Below are 19310 nucleotides of genomic sequence, written 5' to 3'. Positions count from 1 at the left end.
CAAACTTTAAGTTTATAAAGTCACTGTAGGATGATTTTGACGAATATGATCATAGCCCTTACGTTCTAATTCATCTACCAAAGACATGTCACCAGAGCGATGGATAATTCCATCTAAAACAACATGTACTTTATCAGGTTTTATAAAACTTAGAAGACGTTGATAATGTGTAACGATCAAGAAACTTGTTTTAGTTTCTTTAGCAACATGATTGATACAATTAGCCACAATTTTTTGCGCATCAACATCTACTCCAGAGTCAATTTCATCAAGAATGGCTAATTTTGGTTCTAATAATAGAAGTTGCAGCATTTCAAAACGCTTCATTTCACCGCCTGAAAAGCCATCGTTTAAATATCTTTGTAAAGTGACTCTGTCGATTTCTAAAAGTTGAAGTTTGTCTTTTAGTACTTTTCTAAACTCAGAAACGCTTAATTGTTTTTCGTGACGAATATTATATAAATTTCTGAGATATTCTGATAATCGAAGTCCAGGTACCGCAACAGGATATTGAAATGCGAGAAATACACCTTTTTTAGCTCTCTCTGCAGTGTCCAGTTGACTAATATCTTCGGAATCCAAATAAATATATCCATTGGATAATTGATATGCTTTTGATCCCATCAAAACATGTGCCAAAGTAGATTTACCTACACCATTGGGGCCCATAATGACGTGTACTTCACCTTTAGGAATATCAAGGTTTATTCCTTTAAGAATTTCTTTTTCACCTACTGATGCTTTTAAGTCTTTAATGGATAACATTTGGAACGATCTCCTAAAATAACAAATTCTAAGCTTCTGTTGTTACAATTTTTAATTTACGTTTATTATTATTAGATTTTGCGCAATTCTCGTTTTTATCACAGACACTTTTTGGCATACCTTTTTCATCAAAGCTTTCGCTTAGAAGAAGATCCAAAGTTTTCCAAGGTAACGCAGCACATTTTATTCTGACAGGAAATTTACTTACACCATTTAGGGCCTCTATATCCTCATCCAAATCATTAGAATTAATAGTTACCTTACCAGTATATATTTGCTCAGCAAATTGTATAGCTTGTTGAGCTTGAATTAAGGTAACATTTTGGAGTTTTTCACACATAATACTTGCACTGGCCTGACTAATTGAGCATCCGGAACCATCAAAACCAATAGAAAGAAGTGGTAAGGAATTTTCTTTGGCTTGAATATTGCAAAAGACCGTTATCATATCACCACACAAAGGGTTTTTCCCCTCTTGGCAAAATTGGCAAGGAAATTGTTTAGATTTAAAACGCGGTCGTTTTGAATGGTCAACAATTACTTCCTGATACAATGAATTTAATTCTATAGCCTGTGATGCTTGCAGGTTTTCCGACATACTTCCAAAACTCCAAAATTCTTATCACTTTAGGTCAAAATGCAACCTATAATAAGGGATAGCACTTCATATACATAAGATCGACAATTGCGACGCTAGATCAACATATTATAAATATTTACAATAAATCACGCTCTATTTATAAGATTTTTTTATAGCTTCGAGGGCAATTTCCACATCATCACTATCCGAATAGACAGCAAAACTACTTCTGACAAGCGCGTCTACTCCTAAACTGCGAATAAGGGGCCAGGCACAGTGATGCCCCGCACGCATGGCAACATTGCTATAGTCTAAAATAGTAGCAAGATCATGAGCATGAACTTTTTTATGGCGAAAAGGAATAATTGTTTCCCGACCAGTTAAAGGGCTAAATATCTCAATGTCTGGGATTTTTTGCAGTCCTTCTGCAAACTGCATTGCCAATTTTTGGGCATGCTCCTGAATTCTTTGCCTTCCGCATTGCTCTAGCCATTCGATAGCGGCCTTTAATCCTATTGCTTCTGTGATTGGAGGGGTGCCTGCTTCAAATTTTGCAGGACCAGTTGTCCATAAACTTTCTTCTAAAGTAACTGAAGAAATCATCCCACCACCAAACAATAAAGGAGGAATTTCAGCTATTAGTTTTTTACTCATAGCAAGAACACCAATACCTGAAGGACCGTATATTTTGTGCGGGCTAAATACGATAGCATCAGCGCCAAGAGCAAATAAATCTTCAGAATGAGTGCTCATACTTTGCGCACAATCTAGAACAACTAAGGCTCCCACCTTTTTAGCTAGCCCTATGATCTCTTCAATGGGATTGATTTGACCTAAAACATTTCCCACATACGCTAAAGAAACGACTTTCGTATTAGCTGTTATTAATTTTTTTGCTTCAAGTAGATTTAATTTCAATTTCTCAGAATTTATTCCTTCCAAAGAAATATAGGCTAATTCGCAATCTTTTCTTAATGCGGCCTGCTGCCAAGGAATTAAATTTGCATGATGTTCAATTGCTGTTGTAACAATTCTACTTTTCTCATCGAGATAAACCTCGGCTATTCCATTTGCAATAATATTTAAGCTTTCAGTTGTACTCTTAGTAAAAATGATTTGCTCTGCCCGAACTGAAGAACCTAGAAAAGATGCTACAATACTTCGTGTTTCCTCAAATTGCTGAGAAGAGCGAATGGAAACACCATATGCTCCCCTGTGAACTGAGCCATAATCAGACTCCATATGCTGAACCATTGCTTGAATAACAGCCGTTGGTTTTTGACTAGAAACAGCGGAATCAAGATAAACAAAAGGTAAAATTTGTCCATTCACTTTTTTTTCGTTATTTTTGAAAATTGGGAATTCTTTCCGAATTTGAGCGCCTAGAACTTTTGCAAACATTTCATTCCTTCCTTTGGTTGGCAGTGAAATTTCAGCCTCCAAAATTTATCTGACACAGGGGTCGCAAAATGCTTAAATGATGTCAACAATTCTATTGAAGAGGTATGACTGACTAGCACAGCCATATCCCTAATAAAGGATTCAGATAAATGCAATTTGGAAAAAACAAAAAGAAAAAACAAAAAATTGAACACAAAAAAAATAATTATAAAGAAAGCTTAGAAAAAGTAGCATCTTTAGATTATCGTTGGGTCATTCCTTTAAGTCAAAAAATAAGAATAAAATCAGTAGTAATTTCAAAATTTCTTTCATTTGTATTTGCTGAAATTGCCATAACTCCAATATCTTCTGCAAAAACACAATATGGACGTTTTAGTTTGATAAAAGGAATTACGAAAGCTCTTTTTCCTCAGAGTGATTCATTACTTACTCAAATTGAAAAGTCAATAAAAGCTCTGCAAGAAAACATTGGTGAATTATCAACAGAAATATTGACAGATACTGATGTGACTCAAGAACTTTTAGCTCCTTTTATTGAAATGGTTTGCTTAACAATTGAAAAGAATCCTCAATTAATTGCATTATTTAATCAACCACAAATTTTAAAAGCTGCTTTTGGACCTTTAGGAGAAAGAATTGCGGGAATTATTGAAATTATACCGGCATTGTCTTCTCATGCTGCAGAAAGATTTCCCAACTTGAAAGAGACTTTTTTTAATGCTCTTTTTCAATTAAAAAAAGAAGAACGTAAAGAAATTTATATTTTAGCTGAAGAGATTTTAGATTCTGTTTATCAAGAAAAAGTGTTACCTCTATTGAACAAAACTTTGTCAACTGACACCAGAGGAAAAGTATTAGCTCCTATTTTAGCAGGAGCTATTGAGGCAATTCCTGGAGAAAGCTGTATTAATGCAATTTTATCTATTGCCTGTACACCACATAATGAGTTTTCAAACGGCAGAGTTATTGCAATTGCAATTCAAGAAATGGGTGGATTATATGTAAAAATATCCCAAGTTATTTCAGAACTTTGCCCGCCAAGTTTGGCAAGAGAACTGAGAACTACTCAAGATGAAGCTGGAGGAATATTTCCAAGTATTGAAAAATCATGGGAGTTTTTAATAGAAACATTAAATCAACCTCAATTTATTGAATGGAAAGCCTATCTTCAAATTCCACAAATTCCAATTAAACATTTTGCAAGCGCTAGCGTAGGAGCACTTTATTTATTCCAATTGACTCCACTTGGTAAAGAAAAATTTAATGTTGAAAATATTTTAATTAAAATTCAAAGACCGAATTTAAAAGAAATATTTGCAACTCAATGCGAACATATTTTAAAATTAACAGATGAAGCTAATAAACTAATTTTAACAGACAATTCTATTAATAAAGACACAGCTTCAGAATTACTAGGAATTGTTTCTACATTACGCAGATCTGTTCTTAATTACCATAAGCAAAGTCAAGAGGAACTTGATTTCACCAAAGAAGAACAAAATGCAGAAAAAGTTCGAAATGCTTTAGACAGCCTTGATTTCATAAAGGTACCAAGATATTTTTTATCATCTCAAAATATAGTTTTTATGGAAAAAATGCCAGGAATTAAAGTAACTAAAATTGTTCAAGCAAAATACCTTGAGCGGAGAGAAATTGCAGACTCTATTGCTTCATCATATATAGATCTTGTATTTACTAAAGGAGTTGTTTGGGCAGATCCACATCCAGGTAACATTTTATTTGATGATATTACAAATCAAACTTCAATGATTGATTTGAATCCATGTTTTTTATGGGATCTTAAGACAAGACAAGAATTTAAGCATTTAATATATAGATTATTATTAAGAGATGCCGAAGGAGTTTATAAAACTCTACATCATTTAGTTGAGTACCCTGAAACTTTACAATCAAATGCTATAGTTGAAGATTTGAGTAAATTTTTAAATTTATCTATGGGTAGCACAAGTTTAACAAGATTTGTTGGCGAATTTATTAAAACTTTAAGTGAAAACCAAATTGATTTAAAAGTCCAAGTTCAAGCTGCTTTACGGGGATTAAGTCAAATAGCATTAACAACTTCTTCGATTTCTGTAAGAAATAATTTTGGCTTAATTCTCCGAAATCAATTTACATTAAAAGAGCTTATAGGAACAGTTTGGGATGTCGGAATACTGCGAGTTTCAAAAGTTATTTTATCAACTCTTTTTGAATTTACACGCCAATTACCTGAATTTGACATAGGCCCAGTACTCGATGAAAGAGATTTAGAGACACTAAATTCTTATGTAAGAGATCTTGCTAAAGCAAATGTTTGTAATATTCATTTTCGGCGAGTATCTCCAGAAGATCATCCAAATTTAAAAATGAGTCAAGATGGACAAACTTTATTAATTACTAGCGATCTTTATATTGAAATTGTTGATAAAGTGAGGCCTGCTACTGTTCGATACGTCATTGAGACCCCAACTAAAAAATGGCTTAAAGAAAGACAAGAATTTGTAAAGCTTGCAAGTATTGCTAGAAGTTTTTGTACCATAGAATGTTTAGAACAACTTCGCAGAAATTCATTAGATGATTACTGGAAAATAGTTGAATCTTGGAGCAAGTATAGTTACCTTAGAACCATTGATGAAACTCAATTAATTGGAGAAGTACAAATTGCCGCTAGGAAATTGTATTCTCTACGCTTCGCTAATATTTGGGAAACCTCATTTTCTGGATTACCCTTAAGTTCAAAAATTATCTGGCGATTTTTAATGCGTGTTGAATCTTGGAAAGAGAGTTCAAAACAAAGTTATTTAGTTTCCCAAAAAAATAAATTTGGTGATGTATTGTTGGCTAATATGGCATATAGTAGTTTTTTTCGGATGAAAACTTTGTTACTAGAAGGTTTACTTTGGAGTTTAAGAGGATATATTAATAGACTCAAATTTTCTATGCATTTGCTACCAATGCCAACAGAAGATCTAGTTAATTTAATTCTTTTTGGCTTAAGTAGAAATAAAAAAATGAGCAAGTAATTAATTCTCTTGTTTGATACAATTTAAATAATCACTACTTTCTAAATTATCGCTCATTGCACAAGCATAGTATTTCCATTTACTACTAATTTGATTTGCAAATGGAGAATTCACAAAAAAATACTTCATAAATTTTTCATCAGGTTCAGATAAATTTTTAAGCCACTTTCCAACTAAACCTTGGATACCAATAAAAATATTTTTACACTCAAAAATTTCATTAAAACTATTTCCCTGAATCCACTTTTTTTCTTTTAAATCAAAGTAATTTGTTACTGAATTTTCTAAATTATTTGCATCATTCATACTAAATATTTTGAACGAAGGATTATTGAAATGAACGGGACTAACTGAAGGAACAGAAACGGTATATAATCCTAATTCTTGATTTAAAATTTGAAACCCGTCATGGTGAGTATGACCTACAAAAATTCCATTTATATTATTTGAATAATTACTTAATATTTTAAGATAATTATTTTCAATATTATAATTTTTAGAACTCCAAAATGAGACTTTATCTTTACTTTTCTCAATTCTTATAGCAGTAGTGTAAGCATCTACTCCACTTGGGATATGCGATATAATTAAAAAATTATCTTTTTTATTTTTCTTCAAAATATTCTCTAACCAATCCAATTGATTTATCGACATATTTTTTAGATTTAAATTATCTTGACTTTTTCCATTTATCGAAAAAATATTTGTATTTAAGGCGATGATTTTTAAATTATTTAAACCTGTATCAGCTATATAATAACCTCCTTCAAGAAAAGACGATGAATTCAATACACCTTTATTCAAATTTCCCCAAGTTATTTGCAAATTTTTATAAAAGTTACTCTTTTTCGGATTATCTACATTATAATTATCGACAGAAGAATCATTATTTCCTAAAACTGGAAATATTTCAATATTATTTCCAATAGAATTTCTTAATTCATATGCAATATATTGCATTGTTTTACTTACAAATAATTCCACACTATCATATTTATTTTTTGGCATATTTTTTGTATATGCATTATAATTTTGAATAAAATAATGCGCTAGAAAGTCTCCCAAAACTATCACAAATTCAAATTTTTTTTTCGAACTTTGCTTTTTAATTTCTTCTAAAAAGCTGTTTAGTAAAATATAATTAGTATTTTTCCCATATACAGTTATCTTATTTTTTTGATAATATTTCTTAAATATTATCCCCCAAGAATTTCCTTCAGATTTATGTAATTCCTCTATTAAAGAATTACAATTTGGGTTCGTATGGTCATCGCATATTTCTAATGGATTAAAATGGATATCACTTATAGATAAAAAATCTTTTGCTACAGCAAAGGAACAGCTTAAAAAAAACAATCCACAAAATATAAAACGTAAAAATTTATGCATACAACCTCCCTGCTTAAATTAAAAAGCATTTAGCAATAACATAAAATTAGTCATATTAATAGGTTGCTGTTAAAACTAATTTTTTAACAGAATTATACCTTGATTTGAAGAGAAATAGGACAATGATCAGAGCCATAAATTTTATCATGAATGATTGCATTCGATACTTTATCTTTTAAGCATTCACTAATAAAGTGTGCGTCTATTCGCCAACCTATATTCTTCTCTCGCACACCAGGTCGTTGACTCCACCAAGTATAATAACCTCCTCTTTTTTCAAAAATTCTAAATGCATCTAAATAACCCAGTTTCAAAAAATGTGATAGCCAGTTTCTTTCTTCAGGTAAAAAACCGGGATTTTTTATATTTTGTTTTGGATTCGCTAAATCTATTTCTGTATGTGCTATATTGATATCTCCACCTAAAACTATTGAAAAACCTTTTTTTCTTATTTCTTGCAACTTATTTTCAATACAACGGCAAAATTTAAGTTTGTAGTCTAGACGTTTGCCTTCAGGCTGACTATTTGGAAAATAAGCATGAGCAAAAAAAATATTATTGTAAAAAACACCTATAAAACGCCCTTCTCTATCAATGTCTGGGTCCCCAATACCATAAACTATGTCGCTTTCATTCAATGGTATCTTTGAATAAAAACCTACTCCACTGTACCCTTTTTTTTCTGCTGGGTGCCAGTAACTTTGATAATGATTAGGGGAAATTAAGTCCTCTTCAAGCTGTTGCGGTGTTGCTCTTACCTCCTGAAGAAACACAAAATCCGCTTCAGAATTTTGCAACCAAGATAAAAATCCTTGTTTTTTTGCCGCACGTATACCATTTAAATTCCAGGAATACACATTCAATAGCATGATTTGTTGACTCCAATTTTCCATTTCGTTAAACAGGATGACTGGCCATAATCTAGGACAGAATTACAAACAGTCATTCTGACAATATTTTCCACGTTTTGCTTAAGGTTATAATATGCTTATGCTTATCAAAAAATTACTGAACAGTATTATTTTTAAACTCATTATAACTCTATTATTTGGCTTCTTTTTTGGGACGTCCCTTCCAGAAATTGTTCAGCAAGCATTATATTCTATAAGCCTAACTTTAAAAAGCATTCTCGTATTTATTCTTCCATTTATCATATTTAGTTGTATTTTTTCATGTCTATTATCTTTTAAAACCAATGTTCTTAAATTTATTTCTATATTACTTATTTTTATTTGTATTTCTGGTTTTATTGCAACATTTATAGGTTATGGAGTTTCAAAATACGCTCTAACCAATTTCCATGATTTAAAAGAAACACAAAATATTAGTGGGAGTTTAACTCCTCTATGGGAAATCAATTTTCCCTCTCTAGTATCAAATAATACTTCATTATTTGCTGGATTTATAGCAGGAGTTATTTTTTCAATCATCAAAAGTGCAAAAGCTGAAAGAATTGCTATTAAATTGAGGTCATCTGTTACCATATTTTTAAATAAACTATTTGTGCCAGTACTCCCTTTATTTGCCTTAGGTTTTGTTATTAAATTAGAAAGCGATGGAATTTTAGGCGTTATCATTAAGTCTTATTTTCCATTAGTAATTGCTATTTTAATTGCTGAAGTTCTTTATATTTCTTTCTTATATTTTGCAGCTGCTGGTTTTAATCCTCAAAAATTTCTCTTTTTTATGCGTAATGCTTTGCCTGCAGGAATGATGGGTTTTAGTACTATGTCTAGTATGGCCGCCCTCCCTTTAAGTTTACAGGCAGCAGAAAAAAATACAGGGCAAGTTGACATTTCACGTACTATTGTTCCAGCCACAGTCAATGTTCATTTAGTGGGTGATAGTATTGCTGTACCTATGATAGCAATTGCAATCATGGCAACATTTGGTCTCCCTTTTCCTAGTTTGTACACTTTTTTTATTTTTTCTATCTTGTTTGTTTTTAATAAATTTGGTGTTGCTGGTATTCCGGGGGGTGGAATTATAGTAATGATACCAATTTTAGAAAAATATCTTGGATTTTCAAGTGAAATGTGTGGGTTAATTACAGCAATTTATATCCTTCTTGATCCTATAAATACAGCAGGTAATGTATTAGGCAATGGAGCATTCGCAATAATTAGCTCTAACTTTTTCAAGAAAAAAAGTGATAAAAATAAAAATGAAACTTCACTTCCTCCAAACGAAGTTAAAATAGCCAATTGATTTAAAAATTACTTGTTATCTTTTCCCAGTTTTAAATTGAATTTTATCCTATAAAATTTTATTTTATTAATACAATTTAGAATGGGAGTTTTATGTTTAAGAAAAAGAATACTTTGTTTCATGAGGGGCATCATCATTCACATGTTTCTAAAGAAAAACCTCTTTTCTTTGCTTTAGTATTGACTGGATTGTTTTTTTGTATTGAACTTTTTGCAGGAATACTTTCTGGCAGTCTAGCCCTAATCTCTGATGCTGCACACATGCTAACCGACGTAATAGGAATTGCAATTGCTTACATCTCAATAAAAATAGCAAAAAAGCCAGCAGATCTCAAAAGAACTTTTGGTTACTACCGGTTTGAAATACTTGCTTCTTCTTTTAATTCTTTTTTGCTTATTTTTGTTGGTATTTATATTTTATATGAATCATTTAATCGCTTTTTTAATCAAGATAATTTTGCAATAAAAACAGGTATTATGTTCTGGGTGGCCATTGCAGGTCTTCTTATTAATATTATTTGTATGAAAATTTTAAGTGATGGAAAAGAGCATAGCTTAAATTTAAAAGGTGCTTATTTAGAAGTTTTTAGTGATATGCTTAGTTCTGTAGGTGTAATCATAGCTGCCATTATTATTCATTTCACAAATATAAAATGGGTGGATTCAATAATTGCAATTTTAATTGCGCTTTGGATTTTTCCAAGAACTTGGAGCCTACTTACTGATAGTTTTAATATATTGTTAGAAGGTGTTCCAAAAGGAACAGATATTGAAGCAATCAAACAAGAAATTAAGAAAATTCCTGGAATTACTGACGTACATGACTTACATATCTGGGCTATCACTTCTGGAAAAATTAATTTTACCTGCCATATTGTAAATAACCAAATTAGTAATTCAGAAGAACTCCTTTTTGAAATAAAAAAAATATTAGCTGAAAAACATAAAATTACGCATGTTACTATTCAATTTGAAAGAGTCAATTGCGATCAAGAAGAAAAACATTAATTATAGATATTAAAGCTCTTATTTATATAAAAAAAACATATTTATTGACAAATAAATCAACTCCAAATAATTAAATTTTGATGCTTGTAGTTAATTTATTTTAAATGGATATGGTTATGGAAGAAAAAAAAATTGAAAAGTTTAATTTTACAGGAATTGGCTTAGATTATTTTAAGATTTGGATTACGAATACAATTTTAATTATTTTTACTTTAGGCATTTATTATGCTTGGGCAAAAGTCAGAAAAACCCAATATTTTATGCAAAATAGTTTCATCCAAGGTAGTCACTTTAATTATCATGCAAATCCAATTGGTATTTTAAAAGGAAACATTTTTGTTTTAATATTTTTTATATTATATTTTATAATATCAAATATATCCACAAATGTTGCTGCACTATTATTTATAATAGCATTTCTTTTCTTCCCGTTCTTAATTACTAAATCTATGCAATACCATTTAGCTAATACAAGCTACAAAGGAATTCATTTTAGTTATTCAAGCAATCTAAAAAAGTTTTATATCTTCTTTTTTTCCCATATCTTTCTTAATATAATCACAATTTTTATTTTTTTTCCATATACTCTGAAAAAATATAATGAAATAATATATAATAATATTAAAATTGGCGATACTTTTTTTAAAATTAAAGCAAGAACAAGAGACTTCTATTTTGTATATCTAAAAATTATTGGAATATCAGTATTAATTTTTTCTATTTTTGGTATTTTTTATCTTCTTTTCGGTTCTGAAAACTCAAGAAGTTCCATATTTAATTTTGCAACAGCAATTACATTTATAGTTAATTTTGTATATATAACTTTAGCTTTTTATAAATTAGTTATAAATAATCTCTCAATCAGCAATAATAGATTTTTTACAAATATAAGTTTTAAAAAATATTTTTTTATTAATATCATTAACACAATTTTAATAGTAATAACTTTTGGGTTATATTTACCATTTGCAGAAATAAATTTAAAAAAATTTCTTCTAAATAATCTAAATTTAGAAGTATATGAAGAAATTTCTTTCAACATTGAAGCTATAAATAATAGCAATGAAATTCTTTCTCAATCATCAGAAATAACAAGTAGTTTATTTGGAATTGATATAGGAGTATAATTTTATGGAAAGAGAATTTGATGGCAAGTATTATGATGGGCGGTCATCAAAAACTCATTTTGTAAAAATTAAAATTCAAAATAATGAACTTAATATCCAAAATGATACCTTATACATTGTCAATACTAGTTCAAATATTAAATATACAACACAAGTTGCTGATGGGAATAGATATTTTTTCTTTACAAATGGAAGTCAATGCCATTTTAAAAATGATATGATGATAGAACAATGGATTAGAAAAAATTCCATTAAAAAAATTGCAAATGCATTTAGCTTTGAAAAAAGTTTCTCTAAAATTTTTTTATTAACTTTACTTTTAATAAGCTTTTTAATTGTTTCTTACAATTTTTTTATCCCCGGGCTTTCATATATTTTATCCCAGAATGTTCCTTCTGTTTACTTACAAAAAATTGATAATAATGTTCTTGAATATTTTCAAAATTCAAATTTTTTAGTTGAAAGTAAAATTTCAAAAGAAAAAAAAGAATCTATTTTAGAAAGAATAAATAACATTAAAGAAAAAAATAACTTACCCAATTTTAAACTTCATTTTTTTTCAAGTAAAGAACTTGGTCCTAATGCCTTTGCATTAACCTCAGAAAATGTAATTATAACTGACGAATTAATAAATCTTTGTGACCATGATGAAATAACTGCTGTTTTACTCCACGAAATTGGACATCTTAAATATAAACATTCAATTGCACAAGCGATAAGATCTACTTTTATTGGCTTTTTTATTTCGGCAATACTAGGAGATTTTTCATCAACATTAACTTCATTTTATGGAGCTATTTTAGAAAACAAATATTCAAAAAAATTTGAACATCAAGCAGATATTTTTGCTGCAAAAAATTTACAATCCGCTAAATTATCCCCTGAATTACTCATTTATGCATTAAAAAATATTGAAAATAATGCTCCCCAAACTCAAAGTGAAAAAATAATATTTTACCTATTAGAAATATTTTCAACTCATCCTACAATAGAGGAAAGAAAGGAAAAAATACTTGCTGCTTTGAAAGAATAATTTTGTTGTATTATTTTTTTTAATTTAACATAGTTAATTTATTATTTATGGTTTGTGCCAGATATTTTTCCACATCATGATAATCCAATAAAGGGATTTTTCTATTATTTGTGGGTAGATCTTTAATAGCTTGTTGCAGATTTATTACTCCTCTGCCATGTAATCCACAAGGAATAATATTTGAAAAAGTTTCAAGAGAATTTACAACATTGAAAGCAATTCCATGTTTTGTCACTTTATCTTTAATTCGAATCCCTATTGCACCTATTTTATTTTTTCCTACCCATACCCCTGGATTTATTTCATCTCTTTGTACTTTTACCCCATATAAAGCAGCTGTTTCTATCATTGCTTCTTCTAATAAATTTACATAAGAACGCACAGTTTGTTGATATTCATGAATTTGAAAAATTGGATAAATTACAATTTGCCCAGGTTCATGAACAGTAACACTACCACCCCGATCTATTTTATGAAAAGCTACGCCTTTATACTTTAATTGTTCAGGTGGTACGAGCATATCTGTGTATAACTCACGTTTTCCCATAGTAACTGTTGGCGGATGTTGCACAACAAGAATAATTCCTTCTTGTGAAGGATTATTAACAATTTCTGAATGGATGGACTCCATTATTCCTAAAGTATCTGAGTATGGTAAAAGTCCTAAATATTTTATTTGCACTTATTGTATTGCCTCGCGAATCCTTGCAGATAAGAAATCCATGCACCAGACAACTAAGAAGATAAGAAAAGCAAGACTTCCCACCTGTGTCCAACGTGCTAGCATTTGTTCCTGGATCAAAATACTACCAATTCCACCACCGCCTACAAGTCCTATCACGGTAGCCATTCTTACATTGATATCCCATCTATAAATTGTAAATGCAAGAAATGGAAGAATAACTTGCGGTACAACGGAAAACCAAACAACTGCAATACGACTTGCACCTGTCACTTGCAAGGCTTCTATTGGGCCTTCATCAACAGTTTCAATTGCTTCTGAATATTGTTTCACAAGACTGGAAACACTATGAACCATCAAAGCTAATGCACCCGCAAAAGGACCAATCCCAATCCATACTGAAAATAAAATAGCCCAAATTAAAGGTTCAATCGACCTTGTGATATTCATATAAGAGCGAATCAAGAAATAAAGAGAACGCATAGCATAACTATGGCGTGTTAAATTTCTAGAAGCAAAAAAAGATAAGACAAACGCTATAGGAATACTAAAAAATGTTGCTAAAAATGCTAAATAAATAGATTCTGCTAATTTACTTAATGCTTTGCCAAAGTAAGTTAAATCATTCGGTACACATGGAATATTAAAATACTCCACATGATTGGCAAAAATAGAATTATGCAAACGTAACAGTAAATTAAAAAAAGATTGTAATAAATCGTAAAAAGAACCAAATAAAAAATGCTCACCTACTCCAGGAATGCCGCAAGTAAGTTGCAAAGTGAGTCTGCCAGCACCTAATAAACCATCTATTTGAACTATTTTCAAAAAACTTACATTTACAATTACAATTCCTGTTATTAATGTAATGAATACTAAAAAATACGCCTCAAATTTCGCAAATTTCCAATGTTTCTGAATTTTTAAATAATCGTTTGGATCTGTTACTTGCAATTTTGATAAGCTTGCTACCCATGATCCAAAACCCTTACATTTTAAAGAAACTAAAACACCGATACCAAAACCTATAAAAGATAAACCTAAAAACCAACTCCAAGGAAATTCAAAGTATCTGCTGTCAAAATTTAATTTTTGGATAATATTTAAAGCAAATTGATTTGATTTTTCTGCATAAGCAAAATTTTCTAAGATAGGAAGTATGATTGAAAATACTAATATTTTAAAAATAAAAATTAAGAAATAAGCCCAAACTAACATTTCAATTAGTAAGCCTGCTAATTCTCTTTTTTTCCGTTTTGATTCAATCATTGGTATAAACGAAGGGAATTTCATTAATGTATCTCCACTTCTTTCGCATCAGCACCATAAATATCTTTAAACCATTTTTCAGAAATATCTGATGGCTTTCCTTCAAATACTTTTTCTCCATTTTTTAATGCAATTACATGGGTTGAGTAATCCCTAACTAAACTTAAAAAATGTAAGTTACAAACAACAGTTATATTTCTTTTAGTATTCAAATCTTTTAAATAATTCATAACAGAATAACTGGTCGTAGGGTCTAAAGAAGCTACTGGCTCATCTGCTAATAAAAGATGCGGATTTTGAATTAATGTTCTAGCAATGGCGACCCTTTGTTTTTGCCCACCAGATAACCCGTCCGCTCGAACTAACGCTTTGTCAGCTATACCAACTATTTTTAAAGCAGAATAAGCTTCATCGACCCATTCAGATGGCCACTTTTTAAAAATTCCTCCTAAAAAGTGGTTGTTCAAATCTCCTAATTTACCCATAAGGACATTGTTTAAAACATTTCTTCTATTTATTAAGTTAAAATGTTGAAAAACCATTCCTATTTTTTTTCTTATTTCTCTGAGCTCACGTTCTTTAACATGAGTAATATCTTGGCCTTCAAAATAAACTGTTCCTGCAGTGGGTTCATGTATACGATTTATACATCTAAGAAGGGTAGATTTGCCTGAACCTGAAAGACCTATGACTGAAAGGAAAGCTCCTTTTGGTACCTGAAAAGATATTCCTTTTAATGCTTTTGTTCCATTTGGATAAGTTTTTACAATATTATCTACTTGCAAAATAAAATCATTATTTTGCATTTGCTGCAAAGTCACAAGGGAACCCCTTTATAAAGCGGCTAAAAAATATTTAGTTTTGTAAAAGGATCTGGGAGAGAATCCCCAAAATCCAAATTATAACCATCACTATTTCCTAGTTGCACTCTATAATAAATGTCAAGATATCCCAACACTTTTGCCACGTATTTTTTTGTTTCTTGAAATGGAATATTTTCATAAAATTCATCAATTGTTAAAGAATTGTTTTGTCCTATCCATCGATTTACTGCTTCAGGACCTCCATTATATGCTGCAGTAGCCAATAAATAATTACCTTTATAGATTTTTAATAACATTCGTAAATACCATGCAGCATAAGCAATTGATTGTGAAGGTTCCTTTAACAAGCTTATATTAAAATTTTCTTTACCAATATGTTTAGAAATGTTCATGCCGGTATAAGGCATGATTTGCATTAATCCTATTGCTCCAACTGAACTCTCAGCAGTTGGATAGTAAAGAGATTCGGCACGCATAATTGAAAGTAACCATAACGGATCAATATCAGCTAATTTTGCTGCATTTTGGATATCTTTCCAATATGCTAAAGGGTAATTTAACTTCCAGAAGTTAGTTTTTTCAGTCCATAATTCGTCAACTCCATATTCTTCTAAAGTATTGACAAAATTATTTCTTGCTAAATCCGAAGACATTTTAAAGTCTTTTGCAGCATAAGCTAAATTTGCTAATAGCACTACCTGATTTTTCTTCATCTTTTTTGTGTTAATTTTTTTAATATATATAATTGCTACATCTTCTAAATCACTTAATATAAGTTTTCTAATTTCTTCTAAGTTTTTGTCTTTTATTTTTCTTTTCAAAAATGGATTTGATTTTCTTGAGTAATAATCTTTAATTCCTAAATTTTCACTGATATTTTGGTTTTTATAATTGTAATTATTTAATTTCCATCTTGAAAATATGGAATAAGGATATTCTGTTGTTCTCTTTGCAATAGATTGATATGTTTTTTTTGCTTCTTCTCTCATACCTTTTTCATACTGAATTACTGAAAGCCAATACTGGAATTTAATATTTACAGATTCTTTTTTACTTTGATTTAAAAAATTTATTGCAACACTTTCAGCTTCATCATATTTTTTTGCTAAGATATATTCCCATAAAATAAACCAATTTTGTTCTTCAATAGTTGAGAATATATAATTTTTCTTAGCAAATTCAGCTGCCTCAATATGATTTCTTGCGTAATGAAGAGATACTGCGTACTTCATTTTAGCAATCTCAGCAAACTTCGAATTTGGAATTTCTGTGAATAATTTAAAGTAAACTTGAGATGCTTTAATTGGTTGATTTAAAGCATTAAATACTCTTCCTCGCATATCTAAAATACGATCTTTGATATTTAAATCTGAATAATTCCCATTTTCAGAAAGATAATTTAAGACATGATCAGCTAAACTATATTCCCTTGCGGAAAGTAACAATTCAGTATTTCCTAATATTTTATCTTTTTCTTGACTAGAAAGTTGCTCAAAAGGTCTTGATGGCACTGGATTGAAGGGATTTATTCCTACTAATGCTAAAATATAGTTCCGAGAATCAGGTTGTTTCCCTATACGTTTATACACTTCTTTTGAAAGATATTGAAGATTTTCTTCACGAAAATAAAGACTTCCTAAACTTCCTCCTGAACATTCAATTTTTGAAACAATATCCATAGCATCTCTACCAGATTTTTCTAACGGATAGAAAAGAAGTGGTTTTTTTAAAAAAGCGAGCGCTTGGTTAAATTGACTAAAAAACAATGAAGCTTGCGATAACTTAACTAACACTTCATTCATTTTTTCCCAATTTGTATATTGCTCAATAATATTTCCATAAGATTTATAATAATCAATTGCCTCTGCTTTAAGTCCTGCATCTAATAATGCATCTAAATATAATGGGGCTATCATTTGAAAAACAACCAGTTTATTTTGTTTTGCTATTGGTTTTAATAATAAAATTGCTCCTGCATAATCTTTCTTCAAATATAAATAATTTGCATAATAGATACGATAAAGATGATTTTGTATATCAGTCATTTTTATTTTAGATTGTTGAATACTTTTTCTAGCAAATTCAACATAATCATCTTGTAAAATATCTCCTGCATTATTGAGTAGCCCCAAAAAAAGAAATATTTTTTCTTGCCCATTTTTTTCCTTGCCAATTTGTTTTTTTATTTCATCTAAATGTTTAATTTCCTCTTGTTTTTTATTTCGCAAAAAATCTTGATAAAAGGTAATATATTTTTTACCTATTACTTCTGAATTCGAGCTTTCTAAACCGTATATTTCAGGTATACTGCTTAGGCAACCTGCTATTGCAATTGCTAAAGGGTAAAATATGTTGAAAAAACTAAAATGGCTTTTACATCCCATCTCAATCCTCATCGGCGCCCAAATTTGTTGGGGCTTACTTATGTTTGTCTGGATCAGATGGTACATCTTAAGAAGCCAAGAAATAAATACCTTCATAGAAAAATTTCCTGTTGCAGCTACGAATTCGGGTCAGTGGGTTATTTTATCTCAAGGTTGCATATTAATGGGTTTTATCCTTATTGCATTATACATGATTTTTGTCAGTCAAAGGCGACTTTCAAGAATTACAAAAATGCAAGATGCCATTTTAAGCAATGTCACCCACGAATTAAAAACCCCTCTCGCCAGTATAAGGCTTTATGCTGAAACAATGCTACTGCGCAACGTGACAGAGGATGAAAGAAAAAAATTTCTAACAAGAACCCTAAAAGAAACTGAAAGGTTACAAAAATTGATTGATACCGTATTAATCTCCGCCCGCTTAGAGTCGGATAAAAGCGCATTAATACATAGTAAGGTTAATTTAAGTGAATTACTTAACACTTGTTTCAATAGAGTTAAAGATAGGTTTAGTGAATTACGTACTTTTGAATTTCAAAATTTATCTGCTGATATGGAAAATGCTTTTTTTATTTGGGGAAATCCCTATCATTTAACTATGCTATTTGATAATCTCCTTGATAATGCAGTTAAATACACAGAAAAAGGTGGTATGATTCAAGCAGGGGTTCTTTTGAAAAAAGATTTTATTCAAGTATTTATAAAAGACAACGGTGTTGGTATTGAGAAAAATCATTTAAAAAAAATATTCAAGAAATTTTATAGAATTGAACGAAATTTGAAAGTAAAAATTCAAGGATCAGGTCTTGGACTTTTTGTTTGTTTATCAATCGTAAAAGAACATCACGGAAAAATATTTGCAGTCAGTGATGGTTTAAACAAAGGATGTACATTTTATGTCGAACTCCAAAGACTTTCTTCTCATAGTTGAGGATGAAGAAGCAATTGGTGAAGGATTATTATATAATTTTGAAGCAGAAGGTTTTGAAGTTATTTTACTTTCTAATGGATATGAAGCATTAGAGTTTATAAAAATAAATTTTGAAAAAATCTCCACTATTATTTTGGATTTAATGTTACCTCAATTAGATGGTTATGAAATTTTAAAAAAAACAAGAATACTTGCTGAAAGAATTCCTATATTAGTTTTAAGCGCAAAAAGCCTTGAAAATGACAGAATAAAAGCGTTTGAACTAGGAGCTGATGATTATGTAACAAAACCCTTTAACTTATCAGAAATAATCTTACGGGTAAAAAGATTAGTTCAAAGAAAAAAATGGTATAAAACTGAAATTGCACTAACTCCAAGAGCTTTTGGTAATACAATTTTTGATATGGAACGCCTTACTATTACTAGAAATGATGGAATAGTTCATAGAATTTCCCCAACTGAGGGTTTATTGGTGCAAGTATTTTTAGAAAATGCAAATAAGATTCTAACAAGAAATGATTTACTACATAAAGTTTGGCAGTACGATGCAATAATAGAAACAAGAACTGTCGATGTATTTGTAGGAAAATTAAGAAAATATATTGAAAAAAATCCTGCTAAACCAGAATTCATTCATTCTGTAAGAGGTGTTGGTTACACCTACATTCCACTTAAAGAAGTATAACT

The 19310-nt window shown here is 30.0% G+C and carries 16 protein-coding genes; 7 read left to right on the top strand and 9 right to left on the bottom strand.

Annotated elements, in window-relative coordinates:
- Positions 1–12 precede the first annotated feature (12 nt).
- The 3 genes from sufC to GOY08_RS03545 form a co-directional block, all read right to left on the bottom strand.
- Positions 13–765, bottom strand: coding sequence for a Fe-S cluster assembly ATPase SufC (gene sufC, locus GOY08_RS03555; protein WP_158997215.1), 753 nt, complete (start codon positions 763–765; stop codon positions 13–15).
- A 28-nt stretch (positions 766–793) separates the two neighbouring features.
- A complete protein-coding gene (gene sufU / locus GOY08_RS03550; RefSeq protein ID WP_158997213.1) occupies positions 794–1363 on the bottom strand; it encodes a Fe-S cluster assembly sulfur transfer protein SufU in 570 nt (189 codons plus the stop codon).
- Positions 1364–1498: 135 nt separating this feature from the next.
- A complete protein-coding gene (locus tag GOY08_RS03545) occupies positions 1499–2746 on the bottom strand; it encodes an aminotransferase class V-fold PLP-dependent enzyme (protein ID WP_158997211.1) in 1248 nt (415 codons plus the stop codon).
- Positions 2747–2895: 149 nt separating this feature from the next.
- On the opposite strand from GOY08_RS03545, the gene GOY08_RS03540 reads away from it, so the two are divergent.
- The gene (locus tag GOY08_RS03540) at positions 2896–5769 is read left to right on the top strand and encodes an AarF/UbiB family protein (protein ID WP_158997209.1); all 2874 of its coding nucleotides are present in this window, start codon (positions 2896–2898) and stop codon (positions 5767–5769) included.
- On the opposite strand, the gene GOY08_RS03535 is transcribed toward GOY08_RS03540, so the two are convergent.
- Together GOY08_RS03535 and GOY08_RS03530 are read right to left on the bottom strand one after the other, a co-directional pair.
- Positions 5770–7158 carry a metallophosphoesterase gene (locus GOY08_RS03535; RefSeq protein WP_158997207.1) on the bottom strand — a complete coding sequence of 463 codons (1389 nt, stop codon included), beginning with the start codon at positions 7156–7158 and terminating at the stop codon, positions 5770–5772.
- Positions 7159–7250: 92 nt separating this feature from the next.
- Positions 7251–8027, bottom strand: coding sequence for an exodeoxyribonuclease III (locus tag GOY08_RS03530; protein WP_158997205.1), 777 nt, complete (start codon positions 8025–8027; stop codon positions 7251–7253).
- A gap of 121 nt (positions 8028–8148) precedes the next feature.
- Here GOY08_RS03530 and GOY08_RS03525 point away from each other — a divergent pair, with 121 nt between their 5' ends.
- From GOY08_RS03525 to GOY08_RS03510, 4 genes are all read left to right on the top strand, one after another.
- On the top strand, positions 8149–9366 hold the full coding sequence (locus tag GOY08_RS03525) for a cation:dicarboxylate symporter family transporter (RefSeq protein ID WP_158997203.1): 1218 nt from the start codon (positions 8149–8151) through the stop codon (positions 9364–9366).
- 92 nt (positions 9367–9458) lie between these two features.
- Positions 9459–10373: a cation diffusion facilitator family transporter gene (locus tag GOY08_RS03520; protein WP_158997201.1), complete on the top strand. Its 915-nt coding sequence runs from the start codon at positions 9459–9461 to the stop codon at positions 10371–10373.
- 116 nt (positions 10374–10489) lie between these two features.
- Positions 10490–11500: a YjgN family protein gene (locus tag GOY08_RS03515; protein ID WP_158997200.1), complete on the top strand. Its 1011-nt coding sequence runs from the start codon at positions 10490–10492 to the stop codon at positions 11498–11500.
- A gap of 4 nt (positions 11501–11504) precedes the next feature.
- The gene (locus GOY08_RS03510) at positions 11505–12533 is read left to right on the top strand and encodes a M48 family metallopeptidase (protein ID WP_158997199.1); all 1029 of its coding nucleotides are present in this window, start codon (positions 11505–11507) and stop codon (positions 12531–12533) included.
- A gap of 19 nt (positions 12534–12552) precedes the next feature.
- On the opposite strand, the gene lipB is transcribed toward GOY08_RS03510, so the two are convergent.
- Genes lipB through GOY08_RS03490 form a run of 4 tightly spaced genes read right to left on the bottom strand, consistent with a single transcriptional unit; the run spans position 12553 to position 17692 of the window.
- Positions 12553–13215: a lipoyl(octanoyl) transferase LipB gene (lipB, locus tag GOY08_RS03505; protein ID WP_158997197.1), complete on the bottom strand. Its 663-nt coding sequence runs from the start codon at positions 13213–13215 to the stop codon at positions 12553–12555.
- On the bottom strand, positions 13216–14508 hold the full coding sequence (gene phnE / locus GOY08_RS03500; RefSeq protein WP_202914015.1) for a phosphonate ABC transporter, permease protein PhnE: 1293 nt from the start codon (positions 14506–14508) through the stop codon (positions 13216–13218).
- On the bottom strand, positions 14508–15305 hold the full coding sequence (phnC, locus tag GOY08_RS03495; protein WP_202914014.1) for a phosphonate ABC transporter ATP-binding protein: 798 nt from the start codon (positions 15303–15305) through the stop codon (positions 14508–14510). The genes phnE and phnC overlap by 1 nt, the downstream gene beginning before the upstream one ends.
- A 23-nt stretch (positions 15306–15328) precedes the next feature.
- Positions 15329–17692 (bottom strand): lytic transglycosylase domain-containing protein, encoded by a 2364-nt coding sequence (locus GOY08_RS03490; protein WP_158997195.1) that lies wholly within the window; start codon positions 17690–17692, stop codon positions 15329–15331.
- Between GOY08_RS03490 and GOY08_RS03485 the strand changes: the two genes are divergently transcribed.
- Entirely contained in the window at positions 17658–18623 is a 966-nt protein-coding gene (locus GOY08_RS03485) for a sensor histidine kinase (protein WP_158997193.1), read from the top strand. The genes GOY08_RS03490 and GOY08_RS03485 overlap by 35 nt on opposite strands.
- Complete coding sequence (locus tag GOY08_RS03480; RefSeq protein WP_158997191.1) at positions 18589–19308, top strand: response regulator transcription factor; 720 nt, start codon at positions 18589–18591, stop codon at positions 19306–19308. Before GOY08_RS03485 ends, GOY08_RS03480 begins: the two co-directional genes overlap by 35 nt.
- The last annotated feature ends 2 nt before the right edge of the window (positions 19309–19310 follow it).

The sequence above is a fragment of the Pigmentibacter ruber genome, from assembly GCF_009792895.1.
GTDB classification, from domain to species: domain Bacteria; phylum Bdellovibrionota_B; class Oligoflexia; order Silvanigrellales; family Silvanigrellaceae; genus Silvanigrella; species Silvanigrella rubra.
This window is presented reverse-complemented; position numbering and strand designations above follow the sequence as displayed.

What these genes read in the sequence shown, in the direction of transcription:
- sufC (WP_158997215.1), bottom strand. Translation starts at nt 765, where the DNA reads ATGTTATCCATTAAAGACTTAAAAGCATCAGTAGGTGAAAAAGAAATT.
- sufU (WP_158997213.1), bottom strand. Translation starts at nt 1,363, where the DNA reads ATGTCGGAAAACCTGCAAGCATCACAGGCTATAGAATTAAATTCATTG.
- GOY08_RS03545 (WP_158997211.1), bottom strand. Translation starts at nt 2,746, where the DNA reads ATGTTTGCAAAAGTTCTAGGCGCTCAAATTCGGAAAGAATTCCCAATT.
- GOY08_RS03540 (WP_158997209.1), top strand. Translation starts at nt 2,896, where the DNA reads ATGCAATTTGGAAAAAACAAAAAGAAAAAACAAAAAATTGAACACAAA.
- GOY08_RS03535 (WP_158997207.1), bottom strand. Translation starts at nt 7,158, where the DNA reads ATGCATAAATTTTTACGTTTTATATTTTGTGGATTGTTTTTTTTAAGC.
- GOY08_RS03530 (WP_158997205.1), bottom strand. Translation starts at nt 8,027, where the DNA reads ATGCTATTGAATGTGTATTCCTGGAATTTAAATGGTATACGTGCGGCA.
- GOY08_RS03525 (WP_158997203.1), top strand. Translation starts at nt 8,149, where the DNA reads ATGCTTATCAAAAAATTACTGAACAGTATTATTTTTAAACTCATTATA.
- GOY08_RS03520 (WP_158997201.1), top strand. Translation starts at nt 9,459, where the DNA reads ATGTTTAAGAAAAAGAATACTTTGTTTCATGAGGGGCATCATCATTCA.
- GOY08_RS03515 (WP_158997200.1), top strand. Translation starts at nt 10,490, where the DNA reads ATGGAAGAAAAAAAAATTGAAAAGTTTAATTTTACAGGAATTGGCTTA.
- GOY08_RS03510 (WP_158997199.1), top strand. Translation starts at nt 11,505, where the DNA reads ATGGAAAGAGAATTTGATGGCAAGTATTATGATGGGCGGTCATCAAAA.
- phnE (WP_202914015.1), bottom strand. Translation starts at nt 14,508, where the DNA reads ATGAAATTCCCTTCGTTTATACCAATGATTGAATCAAAACGGAAAAAA.
- GOY08_RS03485 (WP_158997193.1), top strand. Translation starts at nt 17,658, where the DNA reads ATGTTGAAAAAACTAAAATGGCTTTTACATCCCATCTCAATCCTCATC.
- GOY08_RS03490 (WP_158997195.1), bottom strand. Translation starts at nt 17,692, where the DNA reads ATGGGATGTAAAAGCCATTTTAGTTTTTTCAACATATTTTACCCTTTA.
- GOY08_RS03480 (WP_158997191.1), top strand. Translation starts at nt 18,589, where the DNA reads ATGTCGAACTCCAAAGACTTTCTTCTCATAGTTGAGGATGAAGAAGCA.